The following is a 21,933-nucleotide window of genomic DNA, read 5'->3' on the forward strand; positions in this document are numbered from 1 at the left end:
TCATATGTAATTATAATGCCTTCAATCAGAGTTTGCCATAGGCAGACTCTTTACTGCGGCAAAATGCCGCGGGCAAATCCAAAACCGTTTTTGATGAAGGAGAGCAATACTAATGGATATGGAGCGCCGCAGAGAGCTTGGAAAAGCGGAGCAAAAAAAGGTCAGCGCGCACATCGGTATAGGGGCCTTTATTCTCTGGTTGGGCTTGTTTGTTATTACGGTGCGCTACGGATGGCTGCAGCTGGTGCAGGGCGATGCCATGGAGACAAGAATAAGGATGGAGTCAGGCGAGGAGCTGGTCAATCCTACGCCGAGGGGCCCGATTCTTGACAGAAACGGCCGCGAGCTGGCTGTATCCCTGATGCTGAAATCACTCTTTGTAGACCCGAACAATGTACAGAACCCACAGGAGCTGGCGTCAAAGCTGGCACCACTGATAAATCTTCCCGAGCAGAAGATTCTTGATGCCGTAGCACAGGGCGGCGGCTTTGTCTGGGTAAAGCATTATCTTTCGACCGACGAGGTACAGGCGGTTAAAAAGTTAATACGTGATGAGGGATACAACTGCCTTGGGTTCAACGATGAGCTGAAGCGGTCATATCCGAACAATCTTCTGGCCGCAAATGTTCTGGGATTTGTGGGAACCGATGATGTTGGACTCGATGGTATCGAGCAGGCTTTTGATAAGCTCATAAAGGGAAGCCGTGAGGAGACCTTTGTTCAGACGGACAACTATCACGGTTTCCCAATACTCAGCTCTATTTTCTCCAAGAGAAGATACGAGGGGGATCAGTGCAAGACAATTCAGCTTACAATTGACAGTACCGCGCAGTTCATTGTGGAGCAGGCACTTGATGAGGCAATGCTGGAAACCAGTCCGGAAAGTGTTACCGCAATCGTCATGAGGCCGAAGACTGGAGAGATTCTCGCCATGGCGTCAAGACCATCCTATGATCCGAACAAATTCGATGAGTATCCTGCGGAGGTCTGGAAAAATCATGCGGTGTCAGTGATTTATGAGCCGGGTTCAACATTCAAGTCGATAGTTGCGGCTGCAGCGCTGCAGGAAAAAATTGTCACACCTAATCAGGTATTTCATGACCCGGGATATGTAATGGTGTCTGAGCGCCGTATCCAAAACTGGAACGGTGAAAGCTTCGGCATGGTTACGTTTACGGACATAGTCAAGCATTCGCTTAATACGGGCTTTGCACAGGTCGGTCTTGACCTCGGAAGCAACAAGCTCACGGAATATGCGAAGCTTTTCGGATTCGGTGAGCCGACGGGAATAGAGCTTCCCGGTGAGGAAAGCGGTATTCTTTTTGACCCCGATGATATGCGTGATTCGGATATGGCAACGATGGCAATTGGGCAGTCAATAGCTGTTACGCCGCTGCAGCTTGTAACAGCAATGTCTGCCATAGCAAATGACGGTATTCTCATGAAGCCCCATATAGTGAAAAGCGTGTACAACGCGGATGGCTCTGTTTATTCAGAGACGAAGCCGCAGCAGGTACGCCGCGCCATAGAGTCTGTTACCGATAAGACACTGGTGGGACTCTTGGAGCAGGTTGTCGCAACAGGAGGCGGTGCAAAAGCACAGGTAAAGGGCTACCGTATTGCAGGCAAGACAGGTACTGCCGAGAAAGCACGTCATGACGGCGCGGGCTATATGGACGGTCACTACATCGCATCCTTCTGCGGCTTTGCGCCTGTAGAGGATCCTGAGATATGTCTTCTGGTAGTTATTGATGATCCGCTTGGTATCTATTACGGCGGACAGATTGCAGCGCCTGTGGCAAGCCGTATTTTCTCACAGCTTCTGCGGCATCTGCAGATTGAACCATCCAGCGACCCGTTCCAGGGCAGCGAAAAGGACAATGTAAAATCTGACGGAAGTCAGTCAGCTGAAATGCAGCGCGTAGTCGTACCTGAGGTTTCGGGGCTTGATGCCGCGGAAGCGTCGTTGCAGCTCGAGGCGGCAGGGCTTAAAATGCGCGCGGACGGTCACGGAATAGCCGTTGGACAGGACGTAGAACCGAATACGGTTGTCCCGCGGGGGAGTGTTGTGGTGGTAAAATTCGAGCCTAAAGGATGATATGCCGAGCCTTTTTCCGTCATGCTTTGTCAGCTGACGCTTGACGCAGGGATATTTTTCAAAAGAAGGAATAAGTATACAAAATACACCGCATGATTTCATTAAAATGGAAATGTGCGGTGTTTTTGTATGTGACTTGAGTCCTTTTGTCCCTGCCTCGTGTCTCTTGAAAAACAACATTTGACTCGTTACAATATATTTCGGAGCAAGACGCCCCGTGTTAAGCGGAGCATAGATAGTTATGGTTTTGTGGAAAAATTACAAATGAAGGGGATTTACAGCATGGAAAGACAGGCAGATGTTGTCGTCATCGGCGGCGGCATTACCGGAACAGCAATTCTTTCAGAGCTTGCGCGTTATAATCTGCGCTGCGTTCTGGTGGAAAAGGAGCCGGATATTGCGGCAGGCACGACGAAGGCGAACAGTGCAATTCTGCATGCAGGATTTGATGCACCTACGGGAAGCTTCAAGGCGAAAATGAATGTGAAGGGCAATGCTCTTTATCATGAGCTGGAAAAGGAGCTTAACCTTGATATTAAATGGACGGGTTCCTTTGTCGTTGCATTTGATGATGACGGAGTCGAAACGCTGAAGGAGCTCAAGACGCGCGGCGAGGCGAACGGCGTTCCGGGGCTTGAAATCTGGGACGGTGCCAAGGTGCGCGAAAAGGAGCCGAATCTCAGCAAGGATATCAAGGCAGCTCTTTGGGCACCGACTGCAGGAATCTGCTGGCCCTTCGGTGCGGCACAGGCTTTTGCCGAGAATGCTGTTATTAACGGGGCAGAGGTGCTCCGCGACTGTGAGGTTACAGGGATTACTGTTAAGGACGGTCGTGTGGAGGCTGTTGAGACCTCCGAGGGACCAATCAAAGCAAAGTATGTTGTTAACGCCGCAGGCGTTTATGCTGATAAAATTTCTGCGATGGCAGGCGATAACAGCTTTACCGTCAAACCGCGCAAGGGCGAATACGTGCTCTTCGACAAAACTGCGCAGAAATCAATGGTAAGCGGAATAGTTTTCCCTGTTCCGACGAAAACCTCCAAAGGTATTCTCGTCTGCGCGACGACGCATGGCAATGTCTTTATCGGACCTAACGCACAGGAGCTTGATGATAAAGAGGATTTGTCTGTTACAAGCGCAGGTATGGATGAGATTTTTGCAGGCGCGAGAAAGCTTTGCCCTGAGATTCCGGGCGGTGCGGCTATCACAGAATTTGCAGGACTTCGTGCCGCATCATCGACAGGGGATTTTGTGCTTGGCAAGTCAAAGGTAGAGGGACTGCTGCAGGCAGCAGGAATACAGTCACCGGGGCTCACCTCTGCTCCCGCAATCGCTCAGTATATTGCTGAAATCATTGTCGGAGAGACAGGCGCTGAAAAGCGCGGTGATTACAAAAAAGGCCGTCCTGAGGAGCCTGTATTCCGTGAACTGGATGATGAGGCAAAGGCTGCGCTCATTAAGAAGGATTCCCACTACGGACGTATCATCTGCCGCTGTGAGACAATCACTGAGGGAGAGATTGTAGACGCAATCAACCGCCCCTGCGGCGCGCGTACGGTAGACGGAGTAAAACGCCGCACACGCGCAGGTATGGGCCGCTGCCAGGGTGGCTTCTGCGGACCGCGCGTAATTGAAATTCTTTCACGCGAGCTCGGTATTTCTGTGCCTGAGGTGCGGAAGGACGGCGTGAAATCATATATGTACTATGAGAAGGAAGGTGCGGCAGAATGAGCGAAATGTATGACATTATAATAGTCGGAGGCGGCCCTGCAGGGCTTTCTGCCGCTCACAGCGCTGTAAAGAACGGCGCGAAAAAAATTATTGTGCTTGAGCGTGACCGTGAGGCAGGTGGAATCCTGCAGCAGTGTGTCCATAACGGCTTCGGCCTTCATCACTTCAAGGAGGAGCTTACGGGCCCGGGCTATGCGCAGCGCTGCTACGACCTCATCAAGGACTGCCCTGAGGTTGAGGTTCTCGTTGATACAATGGTTCTTGAGGTGCATGACAACAAAGAGGTCATTGCCGTGAATCCTGAGCGCGGCCTTATGAAGCTTCAGGCAAAGACAGTCATCCTCACCATGGGCTGCCGTGAGCGTACCCGCGGTGCAATCCGTATCCCGGGCTATCGTCCGGCGGGTGTTTATACCGCAGGCGCGGCACAGCGTATGGTCAACATGGAAGGCTATATTCCGGGACACAAGATTGTCATTCTTGGCTCAGGTGATATCGGACTTATCATGGCACGCCGTATGTCCCTTGAGGGCTGCAAGGTACAGGCAGTTCTTGAAATCTGCCCGTTCTCCAACGGTCTTACGAGAAATATTGTTCAGTGCCTGAACGATTACGATATTCCTCTTTACCTTTCTCATACGATTACAGGCATCAAAGGAAAGGACCGCGTAGAGGGAATTACGGTTTCCAAGGTGGACGACAAAATGCGTCCGATTCCGGGAACGGAATTTGATATCGAATGCGATACGGTGCTTCTGTCCGTCGGACTTATCCCTGAGAATGAGATTTCCAGAGAGCTTGGCATTGAACTGCATCCGCGGACGAATGGCCCTGTTGTTGACCAGCACCGTGAAACCAGCATGACGGGAATTTTTGCTGCAGGCAATGTTGTTCACGTACACGACCTTGTGGATTTTGTTTCCGATGAAGCTGAGATTGCGGGAAAATACGCGGCACTTACGGCACTTGGCAAAAATGCGGCTTCTGACCGTGATCTGGCTGTTACGCCGGGTGCGGGCGTCAATACCTGTGTTCCGCAGCATCTCCGCCTGAGCAGTGAGAGCGAAGCCGTCCGTCTTTTTATGCGTGCTGCACAGCCTAAGCGCAAGGTGAAGCTCTCTATTATGAGCGGCGGCCAGGAAGTAATGAAAAAAATTCTTCCCGTTGTTAAGCCGAGTGAAATGATTTCCGTAGAAATTCCTGCGGAAAAAACTGCCGCGCTGTCGGATGATATCACGGTTTCGATTGAGGAGGCATAAGCATGGCAACAGAGAAAAAAATGCTTAACTGCATCATGTGTCCGATGGGCTGCGAGCTCACTGTGACAATAGAGGACGGAGCTGTTACGGAGGTCACGGGCAATACATGCCCGCGCGGAGCAAAATACGGACATGATGAAATAATGTCACCGACGCGTATGCTTACCACTACAGTAAAAGTTGAAGGCGGACAGCTTGCGCTGCTGCCTGTAGTATCAAAGAGCGTCCTTCCAAAGGGGAAAATCCTCGACTGTGCCAAGGAGCTTAAAAAGGTAACCGTAAAGGCTCCTGTAAAGGCCGGCGACGTTGTGGCTGCAGATATTCTCGGACTTGGTATTGATATCGTAGCAAGCCGGGATATGGCCGCAGTCTGAAAGAATATTTCAGTATAACCCTGAACAGATACATAGCTCCTTTTCTATCTGTGTTACAATATTAGTAACAGATAGAAAAGGAGCTTTTTATATGCATAAAAAAATCCGTATGATTGTATCAGACCTTGACGGGACGATGCTGAATGCCGCGTTTCAGATACCTGAGGAAAATATCGAGGCAGTGAAGGAAGCAGCGGGAAAGGGCGTGCTTGTAACCATCGCTACGGGACGTATGTACCGCTCCGCGCTTCCGTACGCCAAGGAACTCGGGATTGATGTTCCTCTTATCGCGTATAACGGAGCAATTGTAAAGACGGTCGGAGGAGAAAGAATAGAAACCTCTTTCCTTCCTCCTGATGTAGTACGTAAGGTTTTGAAATTTGTTTTTTCAAATGGCTGGTACGTGCAGCTGTACAGAGACGGAAATTTATATTACGAAGTGGTGAAGGAGACGGCACGGGCTTATGAAAAGGCATCAGGCGTGCCAGGAGAGGCTGTTGGAAAGGAAGGCCTTTTGGAGCGTGCCGATGAGGTACCGAAGCTTCTGGTCGTGACAAAGGACGGCCCTTCAGGAGATGAGGCACTCAGACTTCTTGCGGAAGCATTTCCTGATGAAATAATGGTGATGAAATCCACCGATACGTACATTGAGGTTGTAAGCCCTGGTGTTTCAAAAGCAAAGGCTGTGCTGTCCCTTGCAAAAAGCAGGGGAATAGAAGCGGACGAGATTATGGCTTTGGGGGATTCAGGGAATGATGTATCAATGCTCAAGGCATGCGGTCTGGGGATAGCAATGGGTAACGCTTCTGAAAATGTAAAAGCCGAGGCTGATGCGGTAACGGGCAGCTGTGAGAATGGCGGAGTTGCCGAGGCCATACGCAGATACGTGCTGGAGGCATGAAGGATTTCTGTTCAAGTTTTGCCTGTGGCAAACTTTGATTGAAGGCATTATAACTCGGCAATATGCCTCGTTGAAACGCTTACATATGAAGTTTTGCCTTTGGCAAAACTGTAACAAAGGCGTTATAATAAACATATTGATGAAATGGATGTTTCCCGGAGGGAGGAAACGAGTATGGAAAGAGAAAATGACAGAAAGGCACTGGAGGAAGAACGGAACGATACAATGCCACATGGCGCGGCAGAAAAGGGAGCTCCGCATCCTTACCGCCTTGTAATAGTCACGGGTATGTCCGGCGGCGGCAAGACACAGGCATGCCGCTTCCTGGAGGATTTAGGCTATTTCTGTGTGGATAATCTGCCACCGGTCTTTATACCGAAATTTGCGGAGCTTTGCGCTCATTCAGCGGGGCATATCGCAAATGTCGTGCTTGTCGTTGATACCAGAAGCCGTGAATTTTTTGACACATTTGTTCATGTGCTTGAGGATATGGACCGCGACGGACAGAAATACGAGCTTTTATTCATGGATGCCACGGATGCTGCCATTATACGCCGCTACAAGGAGACGCGCCGCCGTCATCCCATGGCCCCCAGCTCAAGGCTTTCCGAAGGCATTGCAAAGGAACGTGCGCAGCTTGCGCCTGTACGGCAGAAGGCGACTTATATCGTTGACACCTCAGAGCTGAGAAAGGCTGAGCTGAAGACAAAAATAATTCAGCTCTTCGGGAATCCCGACGGAGTGAAGATGAATATAAATGTTCTCTCCTTCGGCTTCAAGTTCGGAGTACCGATGGATGCGGACATGGTTCTGGATGTACGTTTCCTGCCGAATCCATTCTATATTGATTCGTTGCGCCACAAAAGCGGCGCTGTTCCCGATGTTTCCGAGTATATTTCAAAATGGCCGGTTACTCAGGAATTTTTGACGAAGCTGGATGATATGCTGACCTTTCTTATGCCGCAGTATATCAAGGAAGGCAAAAATCAGTTCGTTATTGCCTGCGGCTGTACGGGTGGAATGCACCGCTCTGTATTTGTGGCTAAGCATATTTATGATTTTTTGGGCGCGAGAGGCTTCCAGACAACACTGGAGCATCGCGACCTTATGAAAAACGACGTGCGTGAGCATGTACGTGAAGAGGTTTAAGAGGGTATCTCATGCATCTTCTGAAATGGTTGTACCCGGGCATGAAATTCAAGCGCTGGCTGCTGCTTTTTGCGGCAGGCGTTATGCTTGTAAGCCTTGGGCTGGCACTTATTTTTAACTATGAATATCTTGATTACATAGAGGAAGCAATCTTCCGATTTGTTTACAACTGGCGCGGCTCCTATGACTATACGGCAACTGCGCTGGCAGGGACACTTATTGTGCTTCTTGGAGTCGGGATTATGCTTTTCGCGACGAGGCGTGTTATTCGTTCACTAATTACGGTTCTTCTTCCTGAGGATTCCGGACGTCTTGTGGATTTAATCTATGAGAAGCGAAAGCTTGAAAGCGGCCCCAATATCGTTGTCATAGGCGGCGGACATGGACTTTCTGTGCTTTTGCGCGGTCTTAAGCAGGCCACCAGCAATGTCACTGCGGTGGTGACTGTAGCGGATGATGGCGGCTCGTCGGGAAGACTTCGCGAGGAGCTGGGGATTATTCCCCCGGGAGATCTCAGAAACTGTCTCGTTGCTTTAGCTGATACAGAGCCTCTGATGGAAAAGCTTTTCCAGTACCGCTTCAGCGGAACCAGTGAGCTTGCCGGACACAGCTTCGGAAATCTGTTTATCGCTGCAATGAATGAGGTAACGGGAGATATGGAGACCGCGCTTCGCGAGTCCTCAAAGGTTCTTGCGGTAAAAGGCCGTGTCCTTCCTGCCAGCAACGCCCGTGTCCGCCTTGATGCCTATATGGATGATGGGACAGTGGTGGAGGGAGAATCCCACATCCCTGAGGCACATAAGAGAATTGAACATGTACAGCTTTACCCGGAGCATGTTGAGGCCGTTGACTCGGCTCTTGAGGCGATTGAAAATGCCGATGCGGTAATTCTTGGGCCTGGAAGCCTTTATACAAGTGTAATGCCGAATCTCCTGGTTGACGGAATTGCTGATGCCCTTCGGAAAAGCCGGGCACTTAAAATTTATATCTGCAATGTCATGACTCAGCCGGGAGAGACTGATGATTATACGGCATCAATGCATGTCAAGGCAATTCTTTCCCACGCCGGAAAGGGTGCAGTGGACTATGTGCTGGTAAATTCCGCGAAGCTCGCTGATGAACAGATCCAGGTATACAGTGCCCAGGGCTCAAAGCCTGTCCACGTTGACAGAGATGAGCTTAATCGTCTGGGAGTAGGCTTTGTGCAGGCAGATATTACCAGTGAGACTGACGCAGGACATCATGATCCTGCGAAGCTTACAAAAAATATCATGAAGATGATTTACGGTCTTTCGTCCGGTGAAATCCGCCATGGTGATAAGAAAAAGACAAAATAGGAGGGAAGCTTGATGCCTTCATTTGCAGGCGATGTAAAAAATGAGCTGGCCCGTCTTAACTATAAAAAAGACTGCGACAGGCGTGCGGAGCTTTCAGGGCTTCTGCGCATGGGTGCCGTTATGACGCTTGGTATGCGGCATACAGTAGGCTTGACATTTACAACAGAAAATGCCGCTGTCGCGAGAAAGGTGCTTGTGCTTTTGAAGGAGGCAGGAAAGGTAAACACAGAAATTACCGTCCGCCGGTTCAGAAGGCTCAAGCAGCATAATTCCTACACAGTGCGCGTGCTCCCTGAAAGCGGCGGAGAGACATTTCTTTCTGAAATAGGACTTCTTCCGGGTACTATGCCCACCGCATCAAACGGCGGCACACTTCTAAGACGCCCCTGCTGCAGAATTGCCTACCTTCGCGGCGCGTTTCAGGCAGGCGGCAGCGTGAACCGGCCTGAGGCTTCCTATCATCTGGAATTTGTCACGGCGAACTATCAGTTTGCTGACCTTCTGCTGTCCCTCATGAGAAGGATGGACATGCCTGCAGGTATTACTGACAGAAAAGACGCGTACATTGTTTACCTGAAGGAAAGCGATGCCATTGTAGACCTTCTGGCATACATGGAAGCCGAGGAGGCTGTGGAGGCCTTCGAAATATCCCGTAATGTTAAGGAAGTAAGGAATCAGGTAAACCGCATAGTAAACTGCGAGACGGCAAATCTTAATAAAACCGCGGACGCAGCCGCCAGGCAGACTGCCGCTATACAACGGCTTGAAGAAAAAGGTGTATTAAAGGATTTGCCGCTTCAGCTCAGGAAAACAGCAGAGGCAAGGCTTGAGCATCCTGATGCCGCTCTTGCTGAGCTTGCTGAGCTTCTTGGTGTCGGTAAGTCAGGAGTGAACCATAGAATGAGAAAGCTTATACAGCTTGCAGAGATGGGAGAGGAAGAACACTGAGCATGTACATATCGCGTTACGACAGACCTAAACGAAAAAGCAGTAACTGGCTGGGACGTATTTTTGGAGCTGCTGCCGTATTAGTAATCCTTGCAGCTGCGGTCTTCGGGGTCACGGCTGCTTTTCCGCCTGAGGGAGTTTTGATTCTTGAATACCACAAGGTAAACGACTGGAGTGAAGACTCCTATACTGTGAAGCCTGAGGATTTTGCCGCACAGATGGATGAGCTTCGCGCCCAGGGCTATGAAACAATATCTATTTTGGATTTTCTGCGTGCAAAAAAGGGAAAGCAGACACTGCCGGAAAAAGCAGTCATAGTTACCCTTGATGACGGGTACAAGGACAATTATACGGATATGCTGCCAATCATGGAGAGCCGCGGCATGAAGGCTACGGTATTTATGGTCACAAATGACATAGGACTCCCCGGATACCTTACATGGGATATGCTGCGTGATATGCAGAACCGTGGCATCGAAATAGGAAGCCACACGGCTAATCACCTTCCGCTGACAGAAATGTCGCCGGCGGATGCCCGTGAGGAAGTGCAGCTTTCAAAGACACTGCTGGAATGGAACGGAATCAAAACGATATTCGGATTATCCTATCCAAACGGGAAATATAAGGACTTCATGCCGCAGATGCTGAAGGAATCTGAATATCTGGCGGCTGTAACGGGGGATGCAGGACTTAACACCTTCGAAACAAATCCGTATCTCCTGCATCGTATTAATATTCCACGTCCTCACTTTGGAATCGAAGAATTCAGACTTCGTATATGGAAGGCGAAAATTTTTGCCAGATTAGGGTTGTTTCAGAATAAGGGATAAATGAGAGCTAATCACTCAACGGGGGAAAGTGAATGAAAGGAAAGATTTTGACAGCCTGTCTTCTGACAGGAATGCTTCTTTTCGGTACGGGAGCAGATGTCATGGCGCGTCACGCCGCAGAGGAATACGGAGAACGGCGCCGTCTGGAACGTGCTGAACGTATGGAAAGAGAGCAGGCAGCAAGAGCCGCGGAGCAGGAGGCAAGGAGAAAGCAGGAAGAGCTGGCTGAAAAGCAGGCGGCGGAGGCTGCTCGCATAGAAGCGGAAAGAAAGCGCGCTGAGGCTGAGGCAAAGGCTGAGGAAGAAAGAATCCGCGCCGAAGAAGAACGGGCAAGAGCAGAAGCTGAGGCTGAGGAACGTGAGGCGAGGGAAGCTGAGGCTGCGGCGCAGTTGGCTGCAGAACGGGAAAAGGAGCATACTCAGCAGGCCAAGGAAGAAAATAAAAGCACTGCAAACACTGAAACCCATGTGAGCATGGATGTTCCCGGAAACAAAACGGAATCCGCAAAGCAGGATGACGGGGAAAGCGTTCTGGGCAGATATCTCCGCAGACATGCTGACAAGCCTGCCGATGGAAAAACGGCAGCCCCGGAGCAGAAAAAGCCTGTAAGCTATCTTTCCACGAAGGAAATGGAGCTTCAAAGACTTGAGGTTGATACCCTTGATGTGGGCGGTACGCTGCTTTTCTCCGACAGTCCCGAATACGTAAGTCAGCCGGGCATACTTTATTCTGATGTGATAAAGGGCGATGCGCGTATTCTTTACTACCACGTGAATAAGATGCCTGTGCCTGCAAAGGTTGCAGTGGTTCTTGAGAATACAAGCGACCAGTATGCGGTTGTCCATATAACGCGCGGAGGACGAAGCGCCCCTGACGCCGATTATCTGAAGGTGGGGCGTGAGACGCAGCGCCAGTATTTCTCGGAGAAGCAGCTTCAAAGCTCAATATATCTTGAAGGGCATCAGAGCCGTGTCATGCTTGAAAGCATGGACGAAACGCTGATGCTGACAGAGCAGCTTGTCTACGGAGTATATGATTTCAGCTCCAATGTTCCCATCAGGGTTACCGTTATAATGTATCCGTCTTCGGCAAAGCCTCTGGAATTTGTAAAATCTGCACCTGTCCTTCCAAAGGATAAGGCACGTCTGCGGGGAACCTTCACAGGCATGGACCGCATAATGAAGGCACGGGAGGAATATAATCCATCTGACGGTGCAGCCTACATTACCTTCTGCAATGATAAAGAGGACTTGTATAAAAAAGGAATCGATGCTACTGACGGAAGCCTTGCGGAAAACAATGGTAATTACGGCGTGTTGTATCACATTGAGATACCTGTAAGAAGGCGCAAAAAGGTTGAGCTTTTTGCAAACCCGATGGGAGGAGTCTTTACCGGAGCTGTCCGCGTGAATACCGACGGACCTGCCGGAGCATGGATGAGAATGATTCCTGAGGGTGCTCCCTTCTTTGGCGATAATGCAAAAGCCATCATAACGCTTCCTTCTAAGGATGGAAGTCTGTTCCTTCCGAAGGGTACGGAGATTTTCAGCTTGGGAGCCTTCAAGGGTGATACGATTCATGTTGAAATGAGTCCTCCGGGCGCCAGCAACCTTCCATACCGTTTGATTCTTTCAGAGCCGTAAAGCATAAACAGAAAGACAGACACTTTTTAGTGTCTGTCTTTTTTGTCTGCAGATTTAATTGCAAAGGGTCCGATTTACTCGCCGACCATCATTTTGATGATTTCCTTGTCTGTTTCAGCCATGCCGATACGGCCAAGGCGGCTGATGTTTCTTATGGTGTTCTCTACACCCTTCAGTACGAGTCCGTCGCCACCGTAGAACTGCTGTCCATTTCGGTACATTTCAAATCCCATTATTCCGGCGTCAACGGCAGCAGAAATTTTTGCTGCACAGGATGCCTTTGCACCGTCGCAGACAATGCCTGAGGTGATAGCGAGGGCGTTTACTATGGTATGTATGATTGATTTGTAGTCGCCGTCTGTTACAAGGTAGGCAATTCCGGCGCCAGCGCCAGCGCCTGCGCTGACTGCTCCGCAGTAGGCGGAAAGACGTCCTATGCCCTCCTTCTCGTGGAGTGTAACGAGATTAGATATCAAAAGCGCGCGGTAAAGCTGTTCCCTGCTTGACCCCAGTTCCTTTGCATATTCGATAACTGGAAGTGATACTGTCATTCCCTGATTGCCGCTGCCGGAATTGATTACGACAGGCATGTCGCAGCCGTTCATTCTGGCGTCAGAGCCTGCGGCAGCGCGGGCACGGGCTCGTATGCGTACGTCATTGCCGTATGCTTTAAGGAGAACCTTTCCTATATTTGCGCCATAGCTTTTGCGAAGCCCCTCGTCTGCTATTGCTGTATTGTATTCAATCTGACGGTCGAGAAGCTCCTTCACGTCATTAAGGTCTGCGGTGGTGGCAAAATCGTAGATGTCCTCAATGGTCATGCATTCGTAATCAGGCTTGCCCGGGTCTGCTTTTTCTTCGGCTTCCTTGTGAAGGAGAATTTCTCCGTTCTTTTCGATTTGGACGATGTTGGTGTGTTCGTTTGCAACGCGTATAGTAGCGGAATCATTTCCTTTAGAGGCAGTGACGATTATATCAAGGACGTGATTAGTCTCAGCCGCGCTGACGGTAATTTCCGTTTTCTCCATGTACCTGCCGAGACCTGCACGCTGCTCCTGTGTGGTATGGGCTATAACCTCAAGGGCGGCATCCTCGTCACCCATGAAGGCACCTGCGGCACAGGCTGCTTCTATACCGCGTCTTCCCTCGGTGTTGGGAACGATGACGCTCTTTACATTTTTTATGATATTTCCGCTGGCCGCGACATGCAGCTTATCCGGCATACAGCCAAGTACTGAGCGCGCCTTTGCTGCGGCATATGCTATCGCAATCGGTTCAGTGCATCCCATTGCAGGAATAAGCTCCCTGGAAAGAATTGATAGATATGTTTGATAGATATGATTGTCTTTTTTCACCGGAACTCTCCTTTATCTATAGAATTTGTCTTCTTTGGGTGGACATACGAAAGGCCTCCCTCTGTGTGAAGGAGGCCGGCAGCCTTTAAGAGTGCAGCCGCGTTATTTGTCGGCATTCTCTCTGCGTGCTTTTTTTTCTTTTTTTGCCTTGCGCTTGCTTGCCAGCTTCTCGGCAGCGGCTTCGTTCTGCTTCTGCTTAGCGTAATCAACGCCCATTTTCATAATCTTATGGCGTACCGTCATTACAGGATGGCGGACAAGCATTCCTTTGCGGGAGCCTTCCATGATTTCCATGAAGGCTTCATTATGGCCTTCGCCGAAGCACATCATGTCGCATTTGTCGCAGACAGGCTTCGTTACACCGTAGCGGCAGCGGTTCATCTTCGGGAAGATTATGGAGAGCAGAGCGTTGCATTTCGGGCAGAGCTTGCCGTCCTTTGTGCCGTGGTTGGAGTTGCAGTAGGTTGCGAAGGACTGCTTTATGTTAGCCTTTTCCTTCGGAAGATTTTGCTTCAGATCCTCGACCGGGTCCTTTTCCTTTTTGCGGAAGCGCTCCGGAATCAGATTCGATAAAAAACTCATTGGATATCACCCTTATAAAAAATTTGCATATACGTAAATTTTACTTGTAATAGGAAAGAAAAGCAAGGATTTTTAATGGGGAAGGATTTTGGGATTTTTGTGCGAATATATATTGTCAGACAATGTGATTAGGAGAGTATTGATATGACGACAGGTGTGTTGATAATTTTAGGATTTGTTGTTTTTGCGGCGCTTATGGCAACCAAGAAGCTGCAGACTCTTTTGGCGCTTCCACTGATGGCGGCGTGGGTATCTGCTGTGTCGGGACTTTCACTGCCGGTGTATCTCAATAATGTGCTGCTTGGCGGAGCAATGAAACTGGGAAGTGCCATGGCTGTTGTCATTTTCGGCGCGATGTTCGCCCGTGTCATTATGAAGACAGGAATTGCCGATGCACTTATAAAGACCGCTGCCGAGCTTGCAGGAGATCATCCTGTGACCATTGCGCTTGTTATGTCCCTTGCAACGGTATTCGTGTTCCTGGGAGTAAGCGGTCTTGGCGCGGTGATAATGGTGGGTTCGATTGCTATACCGATTATGACGGGAGCAGGAATAAAACCTGTGGATGCGGTAGTTCTTCAGCTTTTGGCTATGGGGGTAGGGTTGGCGGCGAATACTGCCAGCTATGGAATCTGGATTGGAATTTTTGGCGGAGCTGTGATACCGTCATACTATTTGCCGATGTTCACGGCGTCGATTCTTCTGCTTCTTTCGTACCTGTTTATTTATGTGCGTAAGCCGGGGAGCGGCTCCTTCGGGAATTTCATTATCGGAGTTTTGAAGGGAATTATTTCTCTGCCGTGCAGCTTGTACGGAGCTGTTGTACGTGCGCTCAGACGGAAGCCTTCTTCGCTGCTCAAAGAAAAAAGATCTGTTCCGGGAGCGGCTTTTCTTGCTCCGCTTATTCCGGTTGTTATTGTGTTCGGCTCAAAAGCTGTATTCGGCTTCGGCAAGGCTGAGGACGGAATGGTGGACCCCGTTGCCGCGGCAGTTTTCGGTTTTATTTGTGCGTCTCTGTACGCGGCTGTTGTGGTTAGGCCGGAGCAGCTGGTACAGGTTTTTACAGGAGCGCTGGTTGACGGTATAAAGGATGTGGCGGGAGTTGTTTTTCTGTTCATGGGAATCGGCATGCTGGTGGCGTCTGTTATGCATCCGCAGGTTGCTGCGGTACTTAATCCTCTTCTGAAATCAGTCGTACCTGAGTCACACTGGGCACTGTTTTTCTTTTTTGCGGTGCTTGCACCTGCGGCACTTTATCGCGGCCCGCTTAACATGTTCGGAATGGGGGCAGGAATCGCGGTGCTTTTTGTGTCTCTTGGCACGATTCCGGGAGTAGTGCTCTGCGGTATTTTCCTTTCGGTAGGAGCAATTCAGGGAGCTGACCCGACGAACTCGCAGAATGTGTGGCTTAGCGGTTTTGCAAATGTCGATGTCAATGATGTGCTGAAAAGAATGCTGCCCTTCGTGTGGCTGGAGTGCTGCGTCATGCTTCTTTATGTGACACTTACACAATGGTGAGGAGGGCTGCAGCATGAGACGTGTAAGAATCGGAATTGATGTTGGCGGTACCTTTACCGATGCCGTGGCAATAGATGATGCAACGCAGGAAATAATCGCAAAGGCGAAGCGCCCCACAACCCATGACGCTAAGGAAGGCGTCGCGGAAGGAATCATAGAAATCCTGAGAGATATTCTGACGGAGAATAATATTGCTCCCGAGGAGGTTGTGTTTATCGCCCACGGCACCACTCAGGCAACGAATGCTCTTTTGGAGGGCGACGTGGCGAAGGTCGGTGTCATAGGCATGGGAAGCGGTTTCTTCGCAGGACGTGCCGCCTCCGATACGGATGTGGGAGACATTACACTTGCCCCGGGAAAGTATTTGCGGACGGCACATGCTTTCATCGAGACGGATGAGGCGGAGCCTATGCGTGCGGAAATTTCAAGGCGTATTGATGAGCTGGCTGAAAAAGGGGCTGCGGTTATAGTTGCCAGCGAGGCCTTTGGCGTTGACCATCCGGAGTCGGAAAGGCTGGTAATGGAGCTTGCAGGAGAGAAGGGACTGCCGTCGACAGGCGGCCACGAGGTATCCCATCTATACGGGCTCAAGGTCAGAACGCGCACAGCTGTAATAAACGGAAGTCTTATCCCACGTATGATGGAGACGGCGGACATGACCGAGGAATGTGTCAAGCGCATAAATATCGGAGCACCGCTTATGATAATGCGCTGTGACGGCGGGGTAATGACAGCCGATGAGGTGAGAAGACGCCCTATTCTTACTATGCTTTCCGGTCTTGCGGCAGGCGTTGCAGGCGCTCTTATGTATGAAAAACTGTCCAACGGAATTTTTCTCGAGGCGGGGGGGACATCTACGGATATTTCTGCCGTACGTGACGGGCGTGTTATGGTAAGGTCGGGAGAGCTTGGCGGGCATAAGATGTATCTTCGCTCTCTGGATGTAAGAACTCTGGGAGTTGCCGGCGGAAGTATGATACGAGTGGAAAACGGGAAAATTACCGATGCAGGTCCGAGAAGCGCTCATATCGCAGGCCTTCCTTACGAGGTTTTTTCTCCTAAGCTGAAAAATCCGAGACTTGTCCTGATATCACCATGTGGGGATGATGAGCCGGTTTTCGCGGCGGCAGAAGGCGCAGATGGACGGCGCGTGTCACTGACTCTCGCGGGAGCAGCGAATCTTCTGGGCAGCGTGCCTGACGGAGACTACGCAAGTGGAGACAGAGAAGCCGCACTGGCGGCGTGGAGGGTGCTTGGAGATGCGCTGGGAATATCCGCGGAGGAAGCTGCAAAACAGGCGATGGATATTGCAGCATCAAAGGTGCGTGCTATAGTGGATGCCCTCGTGCAGGATTATGAAATACCGAAGGATGCGGTGATGCTTGCGGGAGGCGGAGGAAGTGCCGGCGTAATAGTGCCTTACCTGGGAAAGGTCATGGGTGTGCCGTGGCGGGAGGTGAAAAATGCCCCCATTATTTCAACTATAGGCGTTGCGATGGCTATGGTTACGGAATCTGTAGAGCGTACTGTCGTGCAGCCTAAGGGCGAGGATGTAAAATCCATTCGGCGTGAAGCAATAGAGCGAGTTATGAAGTCGGGAGCAAAGGAGGAAACTGTCGAGGTCTCCGTAGAGGTAGACCAGAAGGCAAATATCCTCCGTGCTGTTGCAACAGGCGCAGCGGAGCTTCGTCAGGGAAAGGAAAACGGGACTCTTCCAAGTAAGGCGGAGCTTTTGGAGACAGCAGCCAAATCAATAGGTGTTCCGTCGGAACAGGTACAGGAAATCGCAGCTCTCGGGCGCTGGCATATTTTTGACGGAATCAGGAGCACGAAGACCTTCGGCTTTGAAAAATATCATCATGCCGTGCGTGTTATTGACAGAGACGGCGTTGTGCGCCTGCAGCGCGAGGGAATAGGCGCGGTTCTTTCAACAAAGGAAAAATTGCAGGAAAGCCTTGATATCCTTCTTGAAGAAACGACGGAATACGGCACCGTCGGCAGTCAGCTGCCGTCACTCTTTGCCTATTATGGAGAAAAGCAGCTTGACCTTTCGGGACTTGCGACACGTGAGCAGGTAGATGAGGTGCTTGATATGGAGATGGACGGCAGGGAAAAGGATGAGCCTGTAGCAGTGCTTGCGGTCCTTTGAAATACAACAAAATGAAATTTTCAGAGAGATTTTAAAATAGCTTAAATACTATTGCCAAAAGGAAACACAGGGGGTACAATGAACGCAAAATAAAGACAAACCGGCATGATGTCCATCGTCAAAAAGCAGTGCCGGGGAGTCCTGCGGAATGGGAGAGTGTTATGAAAAGCTTTCGTCTCACTGAAAAAGAAATGGTCAGCCTCGCAAAAAAATATCCGACGCCCTTCGTTGTGGTGTCGCTGGAACAGGTTGCTTATAATTACCGCTTTATGCGGGAGCACATGCCGATGGTAAATGTTTTTTACGCCATGAAAGCAAATCCGTCCCAAAAAATTCTTGATACAATGGTTGAGCTTGGGGCATCCTTTGATACAGCCTCCGCAGGGGAGATTGAGACTCTGCACCAAATGGGCGTGCCGGGAGAGCGTATGATTTATGCAAACCCGGTGAAAACAATCGGGGGACTTAAAACTGCCTCACAGTGCGGAGTACGGAAATTTATCTTTGATGACGCGAGTGAAATAGCAAAGATGGCAGAGCATGTACCGGGGGCAGAGGTTTTGGTGCGTATCCGTGTAAAGAATGCAAAGGCACTTGTTGATTTGAACGCGAAATTCGGGGCTGACCCTTCTGAGGCTGTAGAGCTTTTAAGCATGGCAAAAAAAGCAGGACTCAGTCCTGTGGGAATTGCCTTTCATGTAGGAAGTCAGTCACTTTCCTCGGAGGCGTATATTGAGGCATTGCTTCTTACGCGCCGTCTTTTTGATGAAGCGGAGAAGGCAGGGATGCACCTCACGATGCTGGACATCGGCGGGGGTTTTCCAATCCCGGGAGAGGACGGAACAGATCCTCATGCCGGGGATATAATGGACGCGGTGGCACGGCAGCTTGAGCGGCTGTTCTCCGGGGTTTCCATATGGTCCGAGCCGGGACGCTTTATCTGCGGTACGGCGGTGAATCTTGTTACGTCGGTTATCGGAGAAAAGGTGCGGAACGGGCAGCAGTGGTATGTTCTTGACGAAGGACTTTACGGAACTTTTTCCGGAGCAATGTACGACCACTGGAAATTTGAGATATGCTCCTTTAATAAAGGTGAAGCACAAAAAACAACTCTCTTAGGGCCGAGCTGTGATTCCATTGATTTTGTAAAACGCGATGTGATGCTTCCAAGGCATTCCATCGGAGACCTTATGCTTATCCCGAACTGCGGCTCGTATACCACGGCAAGCGCGACTACATTCAACGGCTTTGCCTTTGCACAGACTGTGTACCGTGAGGATGAGCCGGAAATATTTGCAATAGGAATGGAGCCTGTACGAAAGCATCTGGCTTATGCCTGAGTATTATTCAAGGCAGGAGCTGATTAGCTGGGGGAATTGATATGGCGGACAAAAATTGTATCGAAGGATGGCGTCAGTATAACGCGGATATGAGTGCTTATGAAGAGCTTCGCGATGATGTTCTGAAGGATGCTGAAAAAGCGGGGCTGAGCGCAAAACGTTTGAACACTCTTGAGCTTGGAGTAGAGGAGATTGCTGTCAATATTATTTCCTACGCATATGAAAACGGTGGCTCTCTTTGGGTGCGGACATCCAAGGAGGACGGCTTCTTTAAGCTGGAATTTGTCGACCACGGCAAACCCTTTAATCCTCTTGCTGAGGATATGCGTCCCACTGACGGTGTTCCGTCGGTGGAGCAGGAGGAGGGCGGCTACGGCATTTTTCTCGTGAAGCAGTTTTTCGCCTCGGTGAGCTACACGCACGAGGAAATGTTCGGTAAGATGTCAAATCACCTGACAATGGAGCTCTCTGTATGAATATTAAAAAGATGGGAATCCAAAAACGAATTTTATTTTTACTGCTGGCAACGGGACTGGCAACCTTTTTGGTTATTTCCGCTGTCTCCTTGGTGAGCCTTTACCAAAGCCGTTCCGATTCACTGGAAACAGGAAGAAACATGGGAGAGACCGTTGCGTCCTTTACAGAGGATTTTGCCGCAAGGCAGGCAAAAAAACGTCTCTCGGATGAGGCGGAGGATAAAGCCGAAACCGTTGAGCATATAGTAAAGAGCATCTTGCAGGATGCGGACAATCTTGCACGGTCCATGACCGGGATTATGTCGGATAAGGAAACCTATCCGGCGCGGGTGCTCACGACCCCGACGGAAGAAAAAATCCCCGGAAATATTGCTTATGTTTATAAGACGACGGGATTTGCTGAGAGATTTCCTTATGATCCGCTGCTTCAGAAGGAACTTGGTACAGCAGCTAATATAGCTGAAATACTGGAATTTATATCCCGGGAATATCAGACAGATACCTCCTGCTACGTTGCGTCAGAGAACGGCTATATGATTTGGGCGGACGGCCTTTCGAAGGGAGATACTCATGCGGATTTGCCCGATGTTTATCTGAAACGTGAATTTAATGCGTTGGTACGCCCGTGGTATATTGCCGCAAAAGAAAAAGGAAAACCTGTCGTCACAGATGTTTATGTGTCGGTAGAGGGTGACCTTGAGGTTACATGCGCCGCACCGTATTATGATGGCGGTGAATTTGCCGGAGTTGCAGGAATAAGCACGCCGCTTGATTCTCTTTATGCACTGGTTCAGGAAAAAAACATGGGAAAGGACAGCATCAATTTCGCTCTGAACCGGAAGGGCTGTGTAGTATTATCTACGCAGAAAACGGGAACGCTGGCGGTATCTGCAGACACGGATCTGCGCCTTTCGGGTGAGCAGAGTCTGGCCATGGAGGCTGCTTCTATGGCCGCAGGCAAACGGGATGTTGCTCTGGTTACTGTTGACGGGGAAGAATATTATCTCGCATACGCTCCAATGCCTTCCATAGGATGGAGCTTCGGCACACTGGTCAAACGTGACGCAGTGGTCGGCCCTGCAAAGGAGATAAGACACACTGTCATGAGCGAGGCGAAAAAATTCGCTGCCGTTCTGGATGATTTTTTCTTTGGGAATTTTATCCGCATGGCTGTGCTGATGCTTTTCATTCTGGCAGTGCTTGTCTACGTCAGCCGCAGGGCTGCGCGGCGTTTTGTTGAGCCGGTTCTTGCACTTTCTGCCGGGGTAAAGGACATCGCAAAGGGTAATCTAGACAGGAAGCTGGATATAAAAACAGGGGATGAGATAGAAGGTCTCGCCGACAGCGTCAATGAAATGACCGATGACCTGAAAAAATACATGGATAATCTTGCGACGGCAACTGCGGATAAGGAACGTATTGCTACGGAGCTTTCACTGGCACAGGGAATACAGGAGGGTATGCTGCCTCAGATTTTCCCGAAGTTTTCAAACAACCCTCATTTTGACCTCTTTGCCAGCATGGAGCCCGCACGTGAGGTGGGCGGAGATTTCTATGATTTCTACAGCCTTGATGACGATCATCTGGCTTTGACTATTGCCGATGTTTCAGGCAAAGGTGTTCCTGCGTCGCTATTCATGGTTATCTCGAAAACTATTCTGAAAAACGCGGCCCTTTCCATGGGGCAGGCAGCTGACCTGGGACACATGATGGAAATATCGAACCGTCAACTCTGCGAAAATAATGAAGAAATGATGTTTGTCACGGTGTTTTTCGGGGTTCTGGACGTAAAAACAGGGGAATTTTCCTATGTAAATGCCGGACATAATGCACCATATATAGGCCGTACCGAAGACGGACACACAGAATGGAGCTCACTTAGTGATGAAAAGAAAAATTACATGGTGGGCGCAGTTGAAAATGCTGTTTACGACGAAAGGAAAATCACGCTGAAGCCTGGAGACATGCTTTTCGTATATACAGACGGCGTAACCGAGGCAATGAATGAAAACGGAGAATTGTACACAGACGAGCGCCTTGAAGCAACACTTGGGCGCGTGGCGACACCGGATAAAAATGCGGAGACAATTCTTGCCGAAGTCCGTGCGGATGTAGCCGAACACGTAGGTGAGGCGGAGTCTTCGGACGATGTGACGATGCTTGGTATAAGATATCTTGGAGCGTGATGATAGTTGCAAAAATATTTGAGCCTCCAACAAAAATTGTTCTGCAACTGCAAATAG

The 21,933-nt window shown here is 50.0% G+C and carries 17 protein-coding genes; 15 read left to right on the forward strand and 2 right to left on the reverse strand.

Going from position 1 to position 21,933, the window contains the following annotated elements:
* Positions 1-112: 112 nt before the first annotated feature.
* The 10 genes from BUA83_RS01160 (at position 113) to BUA83_RS01205 (ending at position 12,270) form a co-directional block, all read left to right on the forward strand.
* Positions 113-2,098 (forward strand): penicillin-binding transpeptidase domain-containing protein, encoded by a 1,986-nt coding sequence (locus tag BUA83_RS01160; protein WP_094756392.1) that lies wholly within the window; start codon positions 113-115, stop codon positions 2,096-2,098.
* 282 nt (positions 2,099-2,380) lie between these two features.
* On the forward strand, positions 2,381-3,829 hold the full coding sequence (locus BUA83_RS01165) for an NAD(P)/FAD-dependent oxidoreductase (protein WP_072934354.1): 1,449 nt from the start codon (positions 2,381-2,383) through the stop codon (positions 3,827-3,829).
* Positions 3,826-5,088 carry an NAD(P)/FAD-dependent oxidoreductase gene (locus BUA83_RS01170; RefSeq protein WP_072934355.1) on the forward strand — a complete coding sequence of 421 codons (1,263 nt, stop codon included), beginning with the start codon at positions 3,826-3,828 and terminating at the stop codon, positions 5,086-5,088. The genes BUA83_RS01165 and BUA83_RS01170 overlap by 4 nt, the downstream gene beginning before the upstream one ends.
* Before the next feature lie 2 nt (positions 5,089-5,090).
* Positions 5,091-5,462 carry a DUF1667 domain-containing protein gene (locus BUA83_RS01175; RefSeq protein WP_072934356.1) on the forward strand — a complete coding sequence of 124 codons (372 nt, stop codon included), beginning with the start codon at positions 5,091-5,093 and terminating at the stop codon, positions 5,460-5,462.
* A 91-nt stretch (positions 5,463-5,553) separates the two neighbouring features.
* Positions 5,554-6,363 carry a Cof-type HAD-IIB family hydrolase gene (locus BUA83_RS01180; RefSeq protein WP_072934357.1) on the forward strand — a complete coding sequence of 270 codons (810 nt, stop codon included), beginning with the start codon at positions 5,554-5,556 and terminating at the stop codon, positions 6,361-6,363.
* A gap of 225 nt (positions 6,364-6,588) precedes the next feature.
* On the forward strand, positions 6,589-7,512 hold the full coding sequence (gene rapZ, locus BUA83_RS01185; protein WP_072934678.1) for an RNase adapter RapZ: 924 nt from the start codon (positions 6,589-6,591) through the stop codon (positions 7,510-7,512).
* Positions 7,513-7,523: 11 nt separating this feature from the next.
* Positions 7,524-8,849: a gluconeogenesis factor YvcK family protein gene (locus BUA83_RS01190; RefSeq protein WP_072934358.1), complete on the forward strand. Its 1,326-nt coding sequence runs from the start codon at positions 7,524-7,526 to the stop codon at positions 8,847-8,849.
* Between the two features lie 12 nt (positions 8,850-8,861).
* Positions 8,862-9,797: a DNA-binding protein WhiA gene (gene whiA, locus BUA83_RS01195; RefSeq protein ID WP_072934359.1), complete on the forward strand. Its 936-nt coding sequence runs from the start codon at positions 8,862-8,864 to the stop codon at positions 9,795-9,797.
* A 2-nt stretch (positions 9,798-9,799) separates the two neighbouring features.
* A complete protein-coding gene (locus BUA83_RS01200) occupies positions 9,800-10,627 on the forward strand; it encodes a polysaccharide deacetylase family protein (protein WP_072934360.1) in 828 nt (275 codons plus the stop codon).
* A gap of 32 nt (positions 10,628-10,659) precedes the next feature.
* The gene (locus BUA83_RS01205) at positions 10,660-12,270 is read left to right on the forward strand and encodes a hypothetical protein (protein WP_072934361.1); all 1,611 of its coding nucleotides are present in this window, start codon (positions 10,660-10,662) and stop codon (positions 12,268-12,270) included.
* Positions 12,271-12,344: 74 nt separating this feature from the next.
* Here BUA83_RS01205 and BUA83_RS01210 read toward each other — a convergent pair whose 3' ends face one another.
* Both BUA83_RS01210 and BUA83_RS01215 read right to left on the reverse strand, forming a co-directional pair.
* Entirely contained in the window at positions 12,345-13,625 is a 1,281-nt protein-coding gene (locus tag BUA83_RS01210; RefSeq protein WP_072934362.1) for an L-cysteine desulfidase family protein, read from the reverse strand.
* A gap of 102 nt (positions 13,626-13,727) precedes the next feature.
* A complete protein-coding gene (locus tag BUA83_RS01215; protein WP_072934363.1) occupies positions 13,728-14,207 on the reverse strand; it encodes a nitrous oxide-stimulated promoter family protein in 480 nt (159 codons plus the stop codon).
* Between the two features lie 144 nt (positions 14,208-14,351).
* On the opposite strand from BUA83_RS01215, the gene BUA83_RS01220 reads away from it, so the two are divergent.
* The 5 genes from BUA83_RS01220 to BUA83_RS01240 all read left to right on the forward strand — a co-directional run bounded on the left by BUA83_RS01220 (position 14,352) and on the right by BUA83_RS01240 (position 21,876).
* Positions 14,352-15,725 carry a transporter gene (locus BUA83_RS01220; RefSeq protein WP_072934364.1) on the forward strand — a complete coding sequence of 458 codons (1,374 nt, stop codon included), beginning with the start codon at positions 14,352-14,354 and terminating at the stop codon, positions 15,723-15,725.
* Between the two features lie 13 nt (positions 15,726-15,738).
* Complete coding sequence (locus BUA83_RS01225) at positions 15,739-17,874, forward strand: hydantoinase/oxoprolinase family protein (RefSeq protein WP_072934365.1); 2,136 nt, start codon at positions 15,739-15,741, stop codon at positions 17,872-17,874.
* Positions 17,875-18,035: 161 nt separating this feature from the next.
* Positions 18,036-19,214: a type III PLP-dependent enzyme gene (locus BUA83_RS01230; protein ID WP_072934366.1), complete on the forward strand. Its 1,179-nt coding sequence runs from the start codon at positions 18,036-18,038 to the stop codon at positions 19,212-19,214.
* 41 nt (positions 19,215-19,255) lie between these two features.
* Positions 19,256-19,690 (forward strand): ATP-binding protein, encoded by a 435-nt coding sequence (locus BUA83_RS01235; RefSeq protein ID WP_094756393.1) that lies wholly within the window; start codon positions 19,256-19,258, stop codon positions 19,688-19,690.
* Complete coding sequence (locus BUA83_RS01240; protein WP_072934367.1) at positions 19,687-21,876, forward strand: SpoIIE family protein phosphatase; 2,190 nt, start codon at positions 19,687-19,689, stop codon at positions 21,874-21,876. The genes BUA83_RS01235 and BUA83_RS01240 overlap by 4 nt, the downstream gene beginning before the upstream one ends.
* Positions 21,877-21,933 lie beyond the last annotated feature (57 nt).

The sequence above is a fragment of the Schwartzia succinivorans DSM 10502 genome (assembly GCF_900129225.1).
Lineage (GTDB): Bacteria > Bacillota > Negativicutes > Selenomonadales > Selenomonadaceae > Schwartzia > Schwartzia succinivorans.